A 15,593-nucleotide genomic window follows, 5' to 3' on the forward strand; every position below is an offset into this window, starting at 1 on the left:
TCGTTACCTTGAGAGTACATTGGAAGCGCTTCCTCGTGCAAGAACACGGAACAACGCGAAAACGCTCAAACGCTTTCATTTATTAAAGCACGCAGTCGAGAAACAACTGGATACCAAAAAGCCACCGATCAAGTTGACCGATGGCTTTCGCTGCGTTTTCCTACTCCCTATGTTTGAAAACAAATTGTTTCAGTTCCGCTAGAGGGGCCGCTCCTACGACTTTGTCAATCACTTCCCCGTTTTTGAGCAAAATGGTCGTTGGCAAACTCATAATGCCATACTGATTGGCAATCTCCGTTTGTTCATCGACATTGACCTTTAGCACTCTCACTTCGCTGCTATGCTCCCCATCAAACGATTCCAGTATCGGCCCAAAAAAGCGGCATGGCCCGCACCAAGGTGCCCAAAAATTGACGAGCGTATAGCCTTCGCTTTTTACATCATGTTGAAAGGTAGTGTCTGTCGTGTGGCAAATGCTCATTTGTACTTTCCTCCCCTTTTTATGTTGAATAGTTGTTTAAAACGACCATTACAGACCCATAATATCCTCGATGGAAACAAAAAATAAATCGCTGTACTTGGATCATTTCAAACAACTCATTCATAGACTTATTGAATCCATAATATCTCTTAATGATTTTCAGTGTCAAGTTACACCCTCCTAAAATGGGCATCGAAAGTGCAGATGACAGCGGGAATCACTCTTCCCCTTGCTCATGCTTCCGATTCACTTTATGATGGATGTACTAAGTCCATGATTGAGGTGTCTTATGAAGTATTCACAGGCAACAGATTATGCCCTCCATGCGATGCTCTATCTAGTGGCAGAAGCGCCTGATAAACCCGTTAGTGTCCAGCTTTTGGCAGAGAAGCTAGGCGTTTCGCAAACATACCTATCCAAAATGCTGACGAAACTGGTCAAGGCTGGGTTGATCCACTCGGTCTCTGGCGCAAATGGCGGATACAAGCTCAAACGCAACCAGGATGATATATCGTTTCTGGATGTTATCCAAGCCATTGAAGGGACAACCTCCTTGTTTGAATGCAGCTTCCATCATGATAGTGCCTGTCTGATACAACAGGTTGTGGCTGACGCCGAGCAGCAAATGATGCATACGCTGAAGAGTAAAAAGATTGCTGACTTGGTCGCGCATATCCCCAAACAACCTCATGACCGTTTGACGTAGAAATAATTTCCCTGAAAAGCTCCGGCCGCCTCGACCGGAGTTTTTCTTCATAACGGTATCGTTCATTCGATGAGAAAGGCGTGAACAATGATGAGCCAATGGACAGAACAAGCCGCCAAGCAATGGGATCAATTTGCAGAAGACTGGCGAAAACGAAGTGAGCACATGTGGGAAAAAGGCAGCCGCAGTACCATCCTCCCCTTTTTTTTGAAGCATGTACCTGTCGGATCGGGACCTGTTCTTGATGCAGGCTGTGGTGACGGCTATGCCAGTTGCAAGCTCGCGGAGCACGGCTATCAAGTGGAAGGCATCGACATTGCCGGGGAAATGATTCGTCTCGCTCATGACCGGGTCATTTCCTTCCCAGGCTCTGTTCATTTTCAGACAGGTGACATAAGCACCCTTCCTTTTGCCAATGATTCATTCTCCGGTGTGCTCTCGATTAACGTAGTGGAATTCACGCCCTCTCCGCTCAAGGCACTCAAGGAGCTTCACCGCGTGCTTGCTCCCGGAGGAATTCTCGTCTTGGGTATCCTCGGTCCTACAGCTGGCCCACGCGCTCATAGCTATCGCAGATTATATGAAGAGGCAACGATCCAAAATACGATGATGCCCTGGGAAGCCAAACAGTTGGCGAGCGAAAATGGTTTCACACTGTTGGTTGAAGAACCGGTGTACAAAGAGGGAATTACGCCAGATATCGCAGGCCGCTTAAGCGTAGAGCTGCGGGAGGCTGTTAGTTTTTTGACCTTGTTTGCTTTGCAAAAATAGATCAGAATGCTCTCATCTCTAGTTACGTATGCCGGTCACACCCTTAGCGTGGGAAAACCGGAAATTTTTTGTGACCGATCACATCGAACAGTGTCCCGCTAGTCTAGGGTCTGCTATTCCATAACTGGGCAGTTTACTAACAAATATTTCGTTGTTAAAATGGGTCGTGCTAATAATGGAATCTGGTTCCGAAACAGAATTATATTTTTACTTCACTACAACTTTGTGCGACACATATCTTGGAAGGTGAGAATTATTATCGACAAATGTAATTTTACAATTGTTGCCCCTAGCATTTGCTTCCATTGTGGGAATGGGAACTTTCACAAATCTGATAATAAACACCAAATATACAAAGACCTCATCAATAATGAAGTAATTGACATACCGGTAAAGCGTCAAAGGTATCGATGCACTTCTTGTGGTACGAAGGAATGGGACGTTGTATTGGGAGCATCAGCGTATTTGAAAAAAACCAGAAGACTACTCTCCTATGAAAAACGCAACACATGATTCCAAGGTTCATGTGCCATTGCCATATGATCCCCCAACTATAGTTAAAAAGCCGCTTCCCTGAAGCTTACAGGCAAACGGCTGCTGCAATAATACAGCTTTTTTTCTTAACGGTACTGAATATTATTCAGCTGCATCCACATCAATTTACTGTCAATCAACATGGCAAGCGTCATCTCATCCATTCCATGCAGTTGACGGTACAAGTGTTGGGTTTCGATCAAGTCATTATAGGTCAAGAACGGATAGTCCGGTCTGCCGAATGTTCCATCTGGAAAATAAGCGTAATGCAAATCGCCATTTCCGAGAATCCACTGCGATCCGAGGTTTACGACACCGTAGAGCATGATGTCTGCTAAGTCTCTGTCTGCCCTGTCCCCGAATTGCAGGTAGCTTTTGTAGAGAAAATTGATTTCCGCCAACTGATGATTCAAAGAAACATGTGTCTGAATCATTGGATTCGTTGCAGTCGCGTAGTCGGCAACCAGCCACCCTTGCTGTACACCAGCGATGACAAAACGGTTCGTGGCTGCGTGATTGTGAAAGTAAGAAGCATATTTTTTCGCCGATTGGCAAAAGTCCTTTTCTTGATACTGATCACAGCCCCGGAGCATCAGATCAGCCGCTCCTGTGTTGAATCTCGTATCGTAAAAGCCCTCTGGTATCCCGTAATCGCCGCTTAACCACAAGGAACGCGGCTGTGTCTTCCAGTACCCCTCAGGCTCCTGCTGCTTCAAGCTCGCTTTCAACATCACATAGCCCATATCCCGGGCAGCCTTGCTTCCACCTGTATATAAAAAGGAGCGAAGGACATAATTTTCTGGAATCCGCCAAAAAGAGGACTCCGAAGTCGGCTCGTACGTTGAAGGGCTTTGATAGTAATACCCATCGTACAGCCATTTTGCCTTTTCCGTAACGTCCAAGTTAAGCCAGACGCTGTCAATCGATTGTTCTCCCCAAGGAACGAGCGGTTCTCTCGAATCGAGCGCCCACATTTCGCTGATAAAGCCTGCTTTCATCGGCAGCTGGATCACAAGATCGACACCAGAAGCAGTCTGTTTTACTTCGACTGGCAACGCCAATGCCGGCTTTTCTTCAATCGTGGCTCTGCCTTTATCCACGTAGATAATGGGCTTACCTAACCAAATATACCTGCCCTCTGTCTCTACAAAGCCAGAGGCAAGCGGAAGGGTCTGGACTTGGTCTAGCGTGATGACCTTCCAATACGGTTTCTTCGACTCATCATAGGCTCGATAGCGGAACATCATGTTCTGACTGTTGCCCTGAATCGGGATCGTGAAAACGTAGGGCATCATATTGCGCTGACCTGTCATTTTATGGGCCCAATACGTGACACCATCTGGGAATCGGAATTCTTGTTTTTGGTGAATCGCGCCATTCAGGTGGTCAACATTCTCTGTTTCTGTTGGTTTTTTCCATTCGTTTGCAGAAATATGGCTCGGAAAGAAACTACTTACGGCGATGGCCGTCATCAAAAGGAGCATTCTGCTGATTTTTCTGACCATGTCATCCCCCTATTCTATTAAAGGAGAACCGAAAGTCCTACTTTAAAATGAATATTTCGTAGCGATTATTATTTTTATAATAATCTGATAAATTATTCTTAGGTGCCTAATTTTATTTTCGCAGGAGGGAATTTATGGACAAGAAAGTACGCTACGTTGTTTCTACAGCACTCGTAATATCTCTGTTCACCAGCCCCTCAATCATCCATGCCACCCAAGCTGAACCACAACCCCACATTCCTTATTACGGAATAGGGCCGACCTATGTACAGCCTGCACAGATTGAGAGCTTGTTTCCCAAGCCAACGATCCAGTTTGGGACACCCGGCTTCCAAGAAGGAAAAGAAGCTTTTACGTCCCAGGAAGAAATGATGGCTTACATAAGCAAATTGGCAGAAGGCAACAAGGAAATCAAGCTGCTATCCATCGGGACATCATTGGAAGGTCGCGATATCCCCCTGCTGCTATTCAGCAAAGACCACGGCAAGCTCAAACAAAACAAGGAGAAGCCACTCATCTGGCTACAGGCACAAATCCACGGAAATGAACCTGCCTCGGGTGAATCTGCTCTTGTGATCGCCAAATGGCTGGCAGAAGGAAAACTTGGCGCCGACCTCCTGGATAAAGTAAACATTGCGATTATTCCTCGCATCAACCCGGATGGCTCCTACCAGTTCAAACGCTACATTGCGACAGAGCTGGATGCCAACCGCGACTACATGAAGGTAGAATATCCAGAGGTGCAAGCGGTTCACCAAGCCATCAATGCCTATCAACCTGATGTGGTGCTTGACGCCCATGAATACGGCGTCTCTTCCAGCCAGCTTCGCGATGTAGGGGAAAAAGGCGCGATCTCTTCCTACGATGTTCTGATCTCCTCCGCGAAAAACTTGAACATCCCCGCCAACCTGCGCAAAATGTCAGACAACCTGCTCTTGGCTGACGTTCAAAAAGCACTGGACAAGGAGCAACTTTCTCATCACGCATACTATACACTGGCAAAAGGCAAGGATGGAAAAGTGACCGCAACAGAAGGCAGCACAGAGACGAGAATTGGACGCAATGCCTTGGGATTGAAAAACACGCTGACGTTTTTGGTGGAAACACGCGGCATCGGCATTGGACGCGCCGATTTTGAGCGCCGTGTATACAGTCAGGCCATGACACACGCTGCTGTCATCCAATCCACAGCGGCCAACGCCAAAGCAATCAAGTCCGCCGTGACGCAGGCACGCACAGAAATCACGGAAAAAGGCAAAAAAGCAAACGACAACGACAAACTCGTCATCCTGAGTGAGAATAAGCGAGTACCAGGTCATTCTCTCGAAGTGGTCGATCTAGCCACGGCAAAAAAAGTGTCTACCCCCATCGACTGGGTAAGCTCAACGGATGCCTATCCCGTACTCGAACGCGAGCGCCCCACTGCTTATCTCATGCCTCCTGGCTACCATAACGTTGCGGCCAAACTGGAACTGCTCGGTGTTTCGGTAAGCAAGCTATCAAAAGAAACGACCATAGCGGTAGAAAGCTACATCATTTTGGAAAACAAGGTGAATACGATTTACGAGAATGGGCATTTCACCAATCAAGTGACTGCAAATGTAACAGAAACAACGAAAACCTTTCCTGCGGGTAGTTATGTGTTCAGCATGGCCCAGCCAAACGCCAACTTCATTGCATTGGCCTTGGAACCGGAATCAGTAGACAGCTACGTCACGTTTAACTTCTTGCCCGTTGAAAAGGGCGATGAAGTCCCGGTATATCGCTATATGCTGGAGAAATCGCTACCCACCACACAAAAGAATTAAAGGAAAAATTCCCCTCTCTAAAGTTAGACTCCTGAGAGGGGAATTTCGTTACATGTATGAGCTTACTTTATTTCAAACACTTCTTGGGCAAGCCCTGCCAGCTTTTGCGTATTGTCGCTCACTTCGACCATCGTCGCAGAAATTTCCTCCGTAGCAGCTGCCTGACTCTCCATGGTTTGATTGATCAAGTCAATCGAATTTTGCAGCAGGGTTATCAAATCCCGGATGGAATCCGTAGTTCGCTTGATTTTGTCTGCATTCGCCCGTGAATCCGTCGCCATATTGCGAACCTCATTCGCAACGACAGCGAACCCACGCCCTGCATCTCCTACCCGTGCAGCCTCTATGCTCGCATTCAGTCCCAAAATGTTACTTTGATCAGCGATTTTTTTCACGGCGAGAGTAATTTGCTCGATCTCAGTTGTACTTTGGCTCACATCATTGGCTTGCTCTGAGATCGCCTTCATTTGCTCGTTCAAATTCCCGATCTGCATAGCCATCTCTTGAGTGGTGGCACTAACCTGCTCGACGACACTCGAGAGATTTGCGGCAATTTCATACAGCTCATTGGCTCGCTCCATACTGGAACCAATACCGACACCGCCGATGACTTTTCCCGTGTGATCATGCAGGGGGATCGCTCGTGCGACGAGAGGAAAACCAAATAATTCCTTGGGGACCATCATCGCTTGCTTGGTGTTTCTTCGAATTGCGTTAGTGATCACATCTCCTTCCTGGAGTGGATCACCTGGCTTGACTTGCAGCGCAAATGTTTGGGCAGGCACATTGCGCAATAGCTTTTCCGTATCGTAGACCCCAATGGTAATGTCATCGGTGAGCAAATCATTTAAATAGGGAGCAACCTTGATGAAAGCCTCAAGCAGCTCTGCGTTTTTTTCCTTTTCGGAAGCTTCTGTTTCGTTCCATTCTACGTAACCGTTCATGACCCTCTTCACCTCTATATTTTGCTGGCATTAGTACGGAAATTGGCGCTTTTTGTGTTGAACCGAAATCCATTTCAGCGTAGTAAACTCTTCTAAGCTCCATTGACCATTCAAACGTCCCAACCCGGAGTGCTTTTCACCGCCGAACGCCACAATTGGCTCGTCATTGATCGTTCCATCGTTGATGTGAATCATGCCGGTCTCCATTCGTTTTGCCATCTGGGCACCTCTCTCCAGATCGCGTGTATGAATCGCCCCGGACAATCCAAATGGGGTCTCGTTCGCCATGCGAATCGCTTCTTCCTCGGAAGCAAACGACATGATGCAAACAGCTGGACCAAACAGCTCTTTTGCAGCAATCGACATGTCTGTGGTCACTCCTGTCAAAACGATCGGCTCGACGACGTTGCCCTTTACTTCCCCTTTCAGTGCAGGAACAGCTCCTTCGCGTATCGCCTCATCAATCGTTGCCATCAGGTTGGTGACTTGTCGTTGATTGATGAGTGGACCGATTACTGTGTCAGGATCATTTGGGTCGCCTACCTTCAGTCCAGATACTTTTTCCACATACAGATCGAGGAATTCATCGTATACATCTTGGTGAACCAGAACCCGGTTCGCCGACATGCAAATCTGACCTTGGTGGGTAAAGCGGCTGAATACCGCTGCATTGACGGCATATTGGAGATCCGCATCCTCCAAAACAATCAGTGCACTATTGCCGCCCAGCTCCAAAATCGCCTTTTTGAAATGCTTCGCTGCCACTTGCGCGATATGGCTGCCTACTTGGCTAGAGCCTGTAAACGAAAGAATGCGCGGAATCGGGTGGGAGACAAAACCATCGCCAATTTCAGCTATATCCGTCACAACGACGTTGATCAAGCCTTTGGGCAAACCTACTTCTTCAAAAATTTTCGCGATCAGAGTCCCACCAGTGATTGGCGTGTGCTCATGCGGTTTGAGGACGACACCGTTGCCCGCGCCAAGAGCTGGCGCTACGGACTTCATCGACAGATAGAATGGAAAGTTGAACGGACTAATGACGCCGACAACTCCTGCGGGAATCCGATACAAGCGATTTTCTTTTCCGTCTACAGGAGAAGGAAGAATTTTTCCTTCCATGCGTACCGGGAACGTAGCCGCCTCGCGAATAATATCCTTTACGAGCCCAATCTCAAAAAATGCCTTTAGTCGGGTTCCACCCAATTCACGAATGATGATCTGAATGATTTCTTCTTCATTCTCTTCGATATAGTGAACAGCACGCTCCAACATTCGGGATTTGGTATAGGCATTCACTTCATCCCACTCTTTTTTCGCGTTGGCTGCCGCCTTGTAAGCCGCGTCGATATCCTCCAGATTTGCCATTTTGAATTCGGCGATGACTTCCCCGTTGTAAGGGTTGATATCTTGCAATGTCTTCGCGCCAAGTCCGTCGCGCCACTCCCCATTGATGTACTGCTTGTCCAGTGTTTGAAGGATTGACATGCTACAACCTCTCCCTTTTGTAAAGTAAATAGGCCCCTTTCGCATGAAAGGAGCCTTAAAACTAAAACAGCAACATACACTGCTAGTTGGCAACCCGGCCGCCATCGTAACGTGTACATTAGGCCCGTGGCTTTGCGTCCCCACTTTTCAAATGGGTTTGCCTATTCATAGCGAATGTTGATATGCCTTTGTCGAAAAAAAGGAAAGAAATGGAGAATCATAATTTGATTATAGTACTCCATTTCGAATAGTCAAACGGAAATATGTAAAAAGTCCGCATCGCTTGGATACGGACTTCTGATTCTTCTTGCCTATCATCACATTAATTTTTTGACATCCTTTACGCTCGTCGCGAGCATTTGCTCTACCGCGTTGGCGTCCCTTACGTGCTTGGTCAAGCCTTCATTCAGCTCGTCCAGCAAGCCCTTTGCATCACTTACCTGCTGGGACACATCGTCAGCAAATCGCTTTTGGTGCGCGATGATTTCCATCACACCTGACACTTCGACGTTCAGTGCCTGGAAAGCGTTCACGATCTGATCCGTCTTCTCCGCAGCATCCTTGCTGATAGAAAGTCCATTTTTGATCGCACTGCTGCTTTTTTCACTGTTGGACAACGCTTCTTTTGTTTCTTCCTGAATCTTGCCGATCAATTCTGCAATCGTCTTGGTCGAGTTCGCTGTCATCTCAGCCAGCTTCCGTACTTCATCCGCTACGACAGCAAAGCCTCGGCCCTGTTCACCCGCACGTGCCGCTTCTATCGCTGCATTCAAAGCGAGAAGGTTGGTCTGATTGGCAATGTCGCTGATCACCTTGACGATGCTCGTAATTTCCGAAGAGCGCTCTTCCAAGCGGCTCATGGACTTGGACGTATGGACCGATTCTTTGTCGAGCAGGCTCATGACTTCCACAACATCCGTCATAGCCTGCTTGCCTTCATCTGCGCGCGCTACCGATTGTTTGCAGATGTCTGTCAGGCGCTCTCCTCGAGCCGACAACTGACTCGCAGATTCATCATCCCGCTCGTTAATGACCTGGATATTATCTACGACACGCTTCATCCTCGTCACCAATCGCACCATTTGATCGGATTCGGCGTTCATCGATTGGTTCGAAGTGAGGATCGCACCTATCTGTTCGTAAATACCGCGAAGCTCATGTTTCCAAGCGTCTTGCTGTCCTGTCATTGTGGTCGTGGGAGTTGCCACTGTCGTCGCTGCTGTCTCTTTTTCTGCTAGGCCTTTGTCTTTTTTCCAAAACATCCGCTTCCCTCTCCTTTGTACCCATCAATTGTCACTTCGGCGGCTATATACGCGGGACTCGATTATTCCCGGATGTTGTTTCGCCAAGCTCAGCAAGTTTTCCAAGAAATAATAGTGACCCTCCAAGAGCTCCACGTCTTTACGCTCAAAATGCTTCGCCTGCAAATACTGCTGCATTTCCAAAGCATAGCGCTCCAATTTATCGTGAAAATCGTTGGCACGAAGCATTTGCTCCACTTCTGGATATTCTGTTTTCAGGCGACTCAGCTCGCTGTATACACGCCCACCCTCCAGAATCATCTGGTAGGCCGTACGCTCAAGCGTTGCTGTCGTAGCTGCCTCCTCCTCCTCACGCTCCTCGCGCAAAGCTGCCAAGTACGTGATAAAATGGTAGACAGTTAAAAACAATGGTCCTAAAAATAGAATGATCCCTGCCTTGTACACATGCTGATTGGACAAATTGCTGATGAGCAGGAACAAGTGAAACAAGATCGCACCCAACCATACATAGATGATGATTTGGTGATTGATCTTCCCTGCCTTTTGGTGGCGTGAAAAGGCAAAGGTAAGTCCGAGCAGATAAAAGGCAAGTAACGTAAAGCTGGCAGAAAACAAAGCCATCTCCATATCGATCAGCCAATCTGCGTCGGCGGGTATTTCGATAAAGAATTCAAAAGCGAGCACCAGCAGTGAGAACAGCAACCCCATGATCCAAAACCGGCTTACTTCCGAGTCATTCCTCCGCCGGGAGCGGTAGCGTTTTGCACGGGATCCTTCCATAATGCTCTCACCTCATTCTCTATGATTCGCCATGATTCTATCTTTTCCTTTCACATGGGGCCAAAATCTGACATCGGAGGCTGTTATGACAAAAAATTTACCAACACCATTTACCGAGCGCATGCAAACCTTGCTCGGACAAGATTATGAGGCATTCGTTTCCTCGTATGATCAGCCTGTGACACACGGCTTGCGGGTCAATCCGTTGAAGGTAGGACGTGACGATTTTTTGAAAATCTCGCCGTTTGCTCTGGAAGCAGTCCCTTGGTGCGAAAATGGTTTTCGCTACAAAGAGCCAGATCGTCCCGGCAAGCATCCTTTTCACTCGGCTGGCATGTACTATTTGCAGGAGCCAAGCGCGATGTCGGCTGCCGAAGCACTCGGTGCACAACCTGGTGAGCGAATCCTCGACCTGTGTGCAGCACCAGGGGGGAAATCGACGCAGCTTGCAGCGTTTTTGCGTGGACAAGGAATGCTCGTGGCAAACGAAATCCATCCTGTTCGGGCAAAAGCCTTGTCAGAAAATCTGGAGCGCTGTGGCGTAACCAATGCCGTCGTGACAAATGAAACACCTGAACGCTTACGGGAGCGATTCCCCCAGTTTTTTGACCGAATATTAGTAGACGCTCCATGCTCTGGCGAAGGAATGTTCCGCAAGCTACCTGAAGCAATCGAAGACTGGAGCCCTGCAAAAGTAACCGAGTGCCATGTCATGCAAGGCGATATTCTCGAAGCGGCCGCTGCTATGCTGAAGCCAGGCGGGACGTTGGTCTACTCCACCTGCACATTCGCTCCGTTGGAAAATGAGCAGTCACTGGTTAACTTCCTGGGAAATCACCCGGAATTTGAGATCGTCTCGCTGCCACTTACAGATTGCTTTTCTACTGGTCAACCTGAGTGGGCGTCGCCGCAAAACGAGCAACTCACACAAACAGCCAGATTGTGGCCGCACCGACTACAGGGAGAAGGGCATTACCTCGCCAAGCTGCAAAAGAGTGAGACCACTGAAGTTCATGAACCTGCCGGGAAGCGTAAAGAAAAGCGTGCGGCAAAATCAGCACCGGCAGGTCGAAAAGAAGCCCTGGCAGCTTGGCGTACGTTCGCGGACGAAGCATTCCCGGCGCTCACCAAACCATTCGATGATGAATCGGCTTTTCTTTTGTTCGGCGAGCAGCTTTACTACTCACCTGCTCCCGAGCTCGATTGGGACAAGCTCAAGGTCGCGCGCGTCGGTCTGCACCTAGGAACTGTAAAAAAGAACAGATTTGAACCTGCACACGCCTTGGCACTCGCCCTCTCTCCTGCGGAGGCAGCCCGTGTCGCTTCATATGGCGCAGACGATCCTGAAATGTTGCGGTACTTAAAAGGAGAAGCGCTCACGCGTGATGGTGAAAGCGGCTGGACGCTGGTTACTGTAGATGGATTCTCCATCGGTTGGGGTAAGCAATCTGAAGGGCAGCTCAAAAATCATTATCCAAAGGGTTTGCGCTGGTTGTAGATTTGCATCCAAAATAAAAAAAGCTCACAAGGCTACACGAAATGCATTCGTGACTGCTTGTGGGCTTTTCTCTTTTCTTATGATCGCCCTCTGCGGGGCGAACTGTCTACTACCGTCAACGAGCCATTTCTTATGTAACGCAATATTTTTGAAACAGATATCCCTGTTGCATTGGCAATTTGCATCGCATTCGAATTCGGATAAGTTCTCACGTAATTGCGAATCATCTGGTAGTCTTGTATTTCGTTTTCTCCGCAAACCTGGCAACTGTACTCTCCCCGGCCCATCGGACTGCCGCATTTCAAGCACGTATCCGTCGTCATCACTGGTTCTCCTCACACCCTGTACTATGGTACTTTCACAAGAAAGGGTTCTATCTTCCTATCTATTACCCAAATCACATGGGAGGAAAACACTATTTTGTATCCGCTAATCCTGTATTCTATTTAAAATTCGATGCAGTCATTCAGAACTCCTTTAAATGGCCAGTATGGCGGCATCAAACAGCTTTTTGCAAAAAGGACAATCGCAAACCCAATGAGAAAGACACCACTGAGTCCATGAAAAACGTTGAGCCAACCCGGGCGAAAAAATCGAGCCAAATACGCGGCCAACAAAGCTACCAGCCCCAGGAACAATAAAGTGGATAACAGACAGCCTGTAGCAAACAAGAACAACTCTGTTGAATGAACAAAAGTGCCAGATGCCAATAGGGAGCCAAATACCCCTGCCCAAAACAGAACGGTCAGAGGATTCGCGAGCGTCAAAAGCACCCCGTGCCAAAAGCTGCTTCGACCCGTTGGAGCATGCTGGTCTGGCGCTTGTTCATGTTCTCCCCTGCCTTTTATGGCACGCAAGGTTTGAATCCCAAACCAAGTCAAAATCAGGGCTCCCATCATCAAAACCATCTGTTTGACCCAATGGATTTGTAACAGCAGCGACAGTCCCCCGATCGCCCCCACCATATAAACCGCATCTGCGAGTGCAACACCCCATACCATCATGAGGGCATCCCGCAATCGCCGAGTCATCGAGCGATGCAACACCGCCAGACAAACCGGACCAACGGATAACTGGAGCATCATCCCAAATAATAGACCGTTCCAGATCGCCATCAGGTTCACATCTCCTCTTTCATGGAAGACAGGACGATCATCGTATTCGTCTTGCTTACCCCTTCTACTTGCTTCAATGTTTCAGAGATGAATCGTTCCAGATCGGCCGTCCCTTTTACGGCAACCTTCAATACATAATCGTAAGCTCCCGCAATATGATGGCACTCGAGCACACAGTCTGCCCGCATGACCGTTTCACGGAAGCCAGCGATATGCTCCGTTTTCTCGATTTGCACCATCACAAATGCAATCAGGTGAAGCCCTAGCTGTTCCCGATCCAGCTTCACCGTGAATTGCTTGATGAGTCCTGTATCCTCCAGCTTGCGTATTCGCTCGGAGACCGCAGGTACGGACAAATGAACCTGCTTGCTGATGTCTGAGCTGGTGATTCGGGCATTTTCCCGCAATAAGCGGAGGATTAGTTCGTCAATCCGATCCATAGTTGTGCCCCTCCTTTTTATCATAATTATACCAATTTCTTTAGAATAAAAAGGAGCTAGACATCATCACCGTATTTTTTAAAGAAATCATGTAGTTTAACTTTTCTTTTTTCTGACATACGAAGCATCTTGGGGTGTTTTCCTAAAATAATGCTGCCGAGAGAGACGGGAAGGCATCATAAGCCATCTTCCTACGCTGATAGCCGCTCCTTCTTTAAAGTAAACAAACGGATCGCGAGCAACAGTGACAGCAACGCAATAACAAATCCAGACCAGCCTAGATGCTCCACAGAGGAGTTGTTGATCACCAGTCCCCCAACCCATGATCCCAAAGCGAAGCCAAATTGAATAAAGGATGTATTGATGCTAAGCGCGATATCCGGCGAACGGGGCACCTGGGTAACCAGATATAGCTGTTGGGCCGGAGACGTTGCCCATGTGGCGAGCATCCATAGCATGATGATCACGATATGGGCAGTTATCACTCCATCTATGACCGAAAGCAGAAGCAGCATACTTGCCTGAAGGGAGAGTCCAAAATAAATCGTAAATTTCGGCCCCTTGCGATCTGCGATAACCCCCCCAATTTTTGACCCCATAAAGCTGCAAATGCCTGCAACAAACAGAATCCCGGAAATCTCGGATGACGAAAGCTCTGCCTGGGTTAGCAGGAAAGGCGCAATATAGGTAAACAATGTTGAATAAGCGCCGATGTACAACAGCGTGATAACAACGGCTGCCAGAATCTTTTTATTTTTTATAACAGCCAGCTGTGCTCGCGGTGTTACAGCTTCCTGCGCTATTATAGGCGGGACTTTTTTATAAATGACAAGCAGCGGAACCAAGCTCAGCAGTCCAATAATAATAAACAGCAGTCTCCAGCCAATCACTTCACTTAAAAAAGTGCCGACCGGGAGGCCAAGTACAAGCGAGCTGCTCAATCCCATCAAAATGATGCCGATTGCTCGCCCACGATTGCCTTCTTCTACAAGCCGTGTAGATACCGCCATCGCAACAATAGTAGCAACTCCTCCGCTGAGCCCTTGGATCATGCGTGTAACCAGCATCATCTCAAAAGAAGGACTCACATAGACCAGCCCGTTGCTCAAAATAAAAATGCCAAGCATGATGAGCAATAATTTTTTTCGGTCAAGATGGATCGTGGTAGCGATGACAATGGGAGCCCCTACTGCCGCAGAAAGGGCAAATGCAGTGACAAGCAAGCCGGCCGACGACGTCGTGACACCCAAATCAGTTGCCACCATTTGAATAATACCGCTTATTAGATACTCCACCGTCCCAATCAGGAAAACGGCCAAAGCGAGAATATAGACAACCGATTTATTTCCCATGCTCACTTTGCCCCCTTGCTTCAATTGGAATCTGGATTTCTATGAGCTCAACTCCAGGTTCTTCTGACAAGGGAACGTAGATTTCTCTGCCGGGCTGCTCGCTTCGAATACAGTAACCATGCTGTTCAATCCACGTAGCCAGATCTAGGCAAGCTGATTCTTTAAGGGGCGAATCCGAACGGAATAGTAGCGTAGCCATAGTCTCGGCAGGCAAGAAGCTTCGTTCTATTTGCTCTGGCAGTTTGACAGATTCTGTTTTAATGGCGTAGCCGACGCCAAATTCGAAAAGCTGGTCCTTCGTTCCGGTTTCCTTCCATAGCACTGTTTTGGGACCAGTCAAGGATGATTTCAGGCAGGCATCAAGCATGCTGTCGAATATTTGAAACAGCCAAGGAATGTCTTCCGCAGCACCCAGTGCTGTATAGGAAATCAAGTGCATGCTATCTACCTGCTTCAGAACGACCTCATGCTCCTTCTCGATCCTTCCCTCCCGTTCAACAAGCTGCACCCGTTCTTTAATACGGGCAAGCTTTGACATTTCCATCTCCAGCAGGGATTGGATTTCATTTTCTTTGAGTCTCAGCATGCCCCGAATTTGCTCGGCTGGTATATTCTCGTGAAGCAATTGCGCAATCTGTTGCAATGAAAACCCCAATTCTTTGAAGATGACTATTCGATTGATCTGCAGAAGCTGTTCGGCACAGTAGTATCGGTACCCGGTCGTATCATCGATTTTTGCTGGTTTTAGAATCCCAATCTGATCATAATAGCGCAACGTTTGCAACGGAATTCGACTCAGTCGGGAAAACTCGCTGATTTTGAACAATTCCACACCTTCTCTCCCATTCATTCGATCTGAGTATAAACCTTCTAGTCGGATGTAAAGTCAAGAACTTCCTTGTTGTTTCA

General features: G+C 47.9%; 15 protein-coding genes and 1 riboswitch. Of the genes, 4 read left to right on the top strand and 11 right to left on the bottom strand.

Annotated features, from left to right (window positions below; translation table 11 throughout):
- Positions 1–160: 160 nt before the first annotated feature.
- Complete coding sequence (gene trxA / locus ACKKE8_RS23345; protein WP_409175115.1) at positions 161–481, bottom strand: thioredoxin; 321 nt, start codon at positions 479–481, stop codon at positions 161–163.
- Positions 482–770: 289 nt separating this feature from the next.
- Here trxA and ACKKE8_RS23350 point away from each other — a divergent pair, with 289 nt between their 5' ends.
- Positions 771–1,187, top strand: a complete 417-nt coding sequence (locus ACKKE8_RS23350; protein WP_137027691.1) for an Rrf2 family transcriptional regulator — start codon at positions 771–773, stop codon at positions 1,185–1,187.
- A 90-nt stretch (positions 1,188–1,277) separates the two neighbouring features.
- Positions 1,278–1,958, top strand: a complete 681-nt coding sequence (locus ACKKE8_RS23355; RefSeq protein WP_409175116.1) for a class I SAM-dependent methyltransferase — start codon at positions 1,278–1,280, stop codon at positions 1,956–1,958.
- Positions 1,959–2,578: 620 nt separating this feature from the next.
- Here ACKKE8_RS23355 and ACKKE8_RS23360 read toward each other — a convergent pair.
- The gene (locus tag ACKKE8_RS23360; RefSeq protein ID WP_409175117.1) at positions 2,579–3,997 is read right to left on the bottom strand and encodes a hypothetical protein; all 1,419 of its coding nucleotides are present in this window, start codon (positions 3,995–3,997) and stop codon (positions 2,579–2,581) included.
- A 134-nt stretch (positions 3,998–4,131) separates the two neighbouring features.
- On the opposite strand from ACKKE8_RS23360, the gene ACKKE8_RS23365 reads away from it, so the two are divergent.
- Positions 4,132–5,805, top strand: a complete 1,674-nt coding sequence (locus ACKKE8_RS23365) for a M14 family metallocarboxypeptidase (RefSeq protein WP_409175118.1) — start codon at positions 4,132–4,134, stop codon at positions 5,803–5,805.
- A 62-nt stretch (positions 5,806–5,867) separates the two neighbouring features.
- Here ACKKE8_RS23365 and ACKKE8_RS23370 read toward each other — a convergent pair whose 3' ends face one another.
- The 4 genes from ACKKE8_RS23370 to ACKKE8_RS23385 all read right to left on the bottom strand — a co-directional run bounded on the left by ACKKE8_RS23370 (position 5,868) and on the right by ACKKE8_RS23385 (position 10,279).
- Entirely contained in the window at positions 5,868–6,749 is an 882-nt protein-coding gene (locus ACKKE8_RS23370) for a methyl-accepting chemotaxis protein (protein WP_409175119.1), read from the bottom strand.
- Positions 6,750–6,779: 30 nt separating this feature from the next.
- Positions 6,780–8,237, bottom strand: coding sequence for an aldehyde dehydrogenase family protein (locus tag ACKKE8_RS23375; protein WP_409175120.1), 1,458 nt, complete (start codon positions 8,235–8,237; stop codon positions 6,780–6,782).
- A gap of 85 nt (positions 8,238–8,322) precedes the next feature.
- Positions 8,323–8,409, bottom strand: a riboswitch (cyclic di-GMP riboswitch).
- Between the two features lie 145 nt (positions 8,410–8,554).
- Complete coding sequence (locus tag ACKKE8_RS23380; RefSeq protein ID WP_409175121.1) at positions 8,555–9,499, bottom strand: methyl-accepting chemotaxis protein; 945 nt, start codon at positions 9,497–9,499, stop codon at positions 8,555–8,557.
- A gap of 24 nt (positions 9,500–9,523) precedes the next feature.
- Complete coding sequence (locus tag ACKKE8_RS23385; RefSeq protein ID WP_409175122.1) at positions 9,524–10,279, bottom strand: hypothetical protein; 756 nt, start codon at positions 10,277–10,279, stop codon at positions 9,524–9,526.
- 85 nt (positions 10,280–10,364) lie between these two features.
- On the opposite strand from ACKKE8_RS23385, the gene ACKKE8_RS23390 reads away from it, so the two are divergent.
- Positions 10,365–11,777 (top strand): RsmF rRNA methyltransferase first C-terminal domain-containing protein, encoded by a 1,413-nt coding sequence (locus ACKKE8_RS23390; protein WP_409175123.1) that lies wholly within the window; start codon positions 10,365–10,367, stop codon positions 11,775–11,777.
- A 77-nt stretch (positions 11,778–11,854) separates the two neighbouring features.
- On the opposite strand, the gene ACKKE8_RS23395 is transcribed toward ACKKE8_RS23390, so the two are convergent.
- The 5 genes from ACKKE8_RS23395 to ACKKE8_RS23415 form a co-directional block, all read right to left on the bottom strand.
- Positions 11,855–12,100, bottom strand: a complete 246-nt coding sequence (locus ACKKE8_RS23395; RefSeq protein WP_409175124.1) for a hypothetical protein — start codon at positions 12,098–12,100, stop codon at positions 11,855–11,857.
- Positions 12,101–12,223: 123 nt separating this feature from the next.
- Positions 12,224–12,892 carry a LysE family translocator gene (locus ACKKE8_RS23400; RefSeq protein WP_409175125.1) on the bottom strand — a complete coding sequence of 223 codons (669 nt, stop codon included), beginning with the start codon at positions 12,890–12,892 and terminating at the stop codon, positions 12,224–12,226.
- Positions 12,893–12,897: 5 nt separating this feature from the next.
- Positions 12,898–13,332: an Lrp/AsnC family transcriptional regulator gene (locus ACKKE8_RS23405; protein ID WP_409175126.1), complete on the bottom strand. Its 435-nt coding sequence runs from the start codon at positions 13,330–13,332 to the stop codon at positions 12,898–12,900.
- Positions 13,333–13,523: 191 nt separating this feature from the next.
- Positions 13,524–14,684, bottom strand: coding sequence for an MFS transporter (locus ACKKE8_RS23410; protein WP_409175127.1), 1,161 nt, complete (start codon positions 14,682–14,684; stop codon positions 13,524–13,526).
- The gene (locus tag ACKKE8_RS23415; protein ID WP_409179183.1) at positions 14,674–15,510 is read right to left on the bottom strand and encodes a MerR family transcriptional regulator; all 837 of its coding nucleotides are present in this window, start codon (positions 15,508–15,510) and stop codon (positions 14,674–14,676) included. The genes ACKKE8_RS23410 and ACKKE8_RS23415 overlap by 11 nt, the downstream gene beginning before the upstream one ends.
- Positions 15,511–15,593: the final 83 nt, after the last annotated feature.

Source organism: Brevibacillus fortis (assembly GCF_046196545.1).
GTDB classification, from domain to species: Bacteria; Bacillota; Bacilli; order Brevibacillales; family Brevibacillaceae; genus Brevibacillus; species Brevibacillus fortis_A.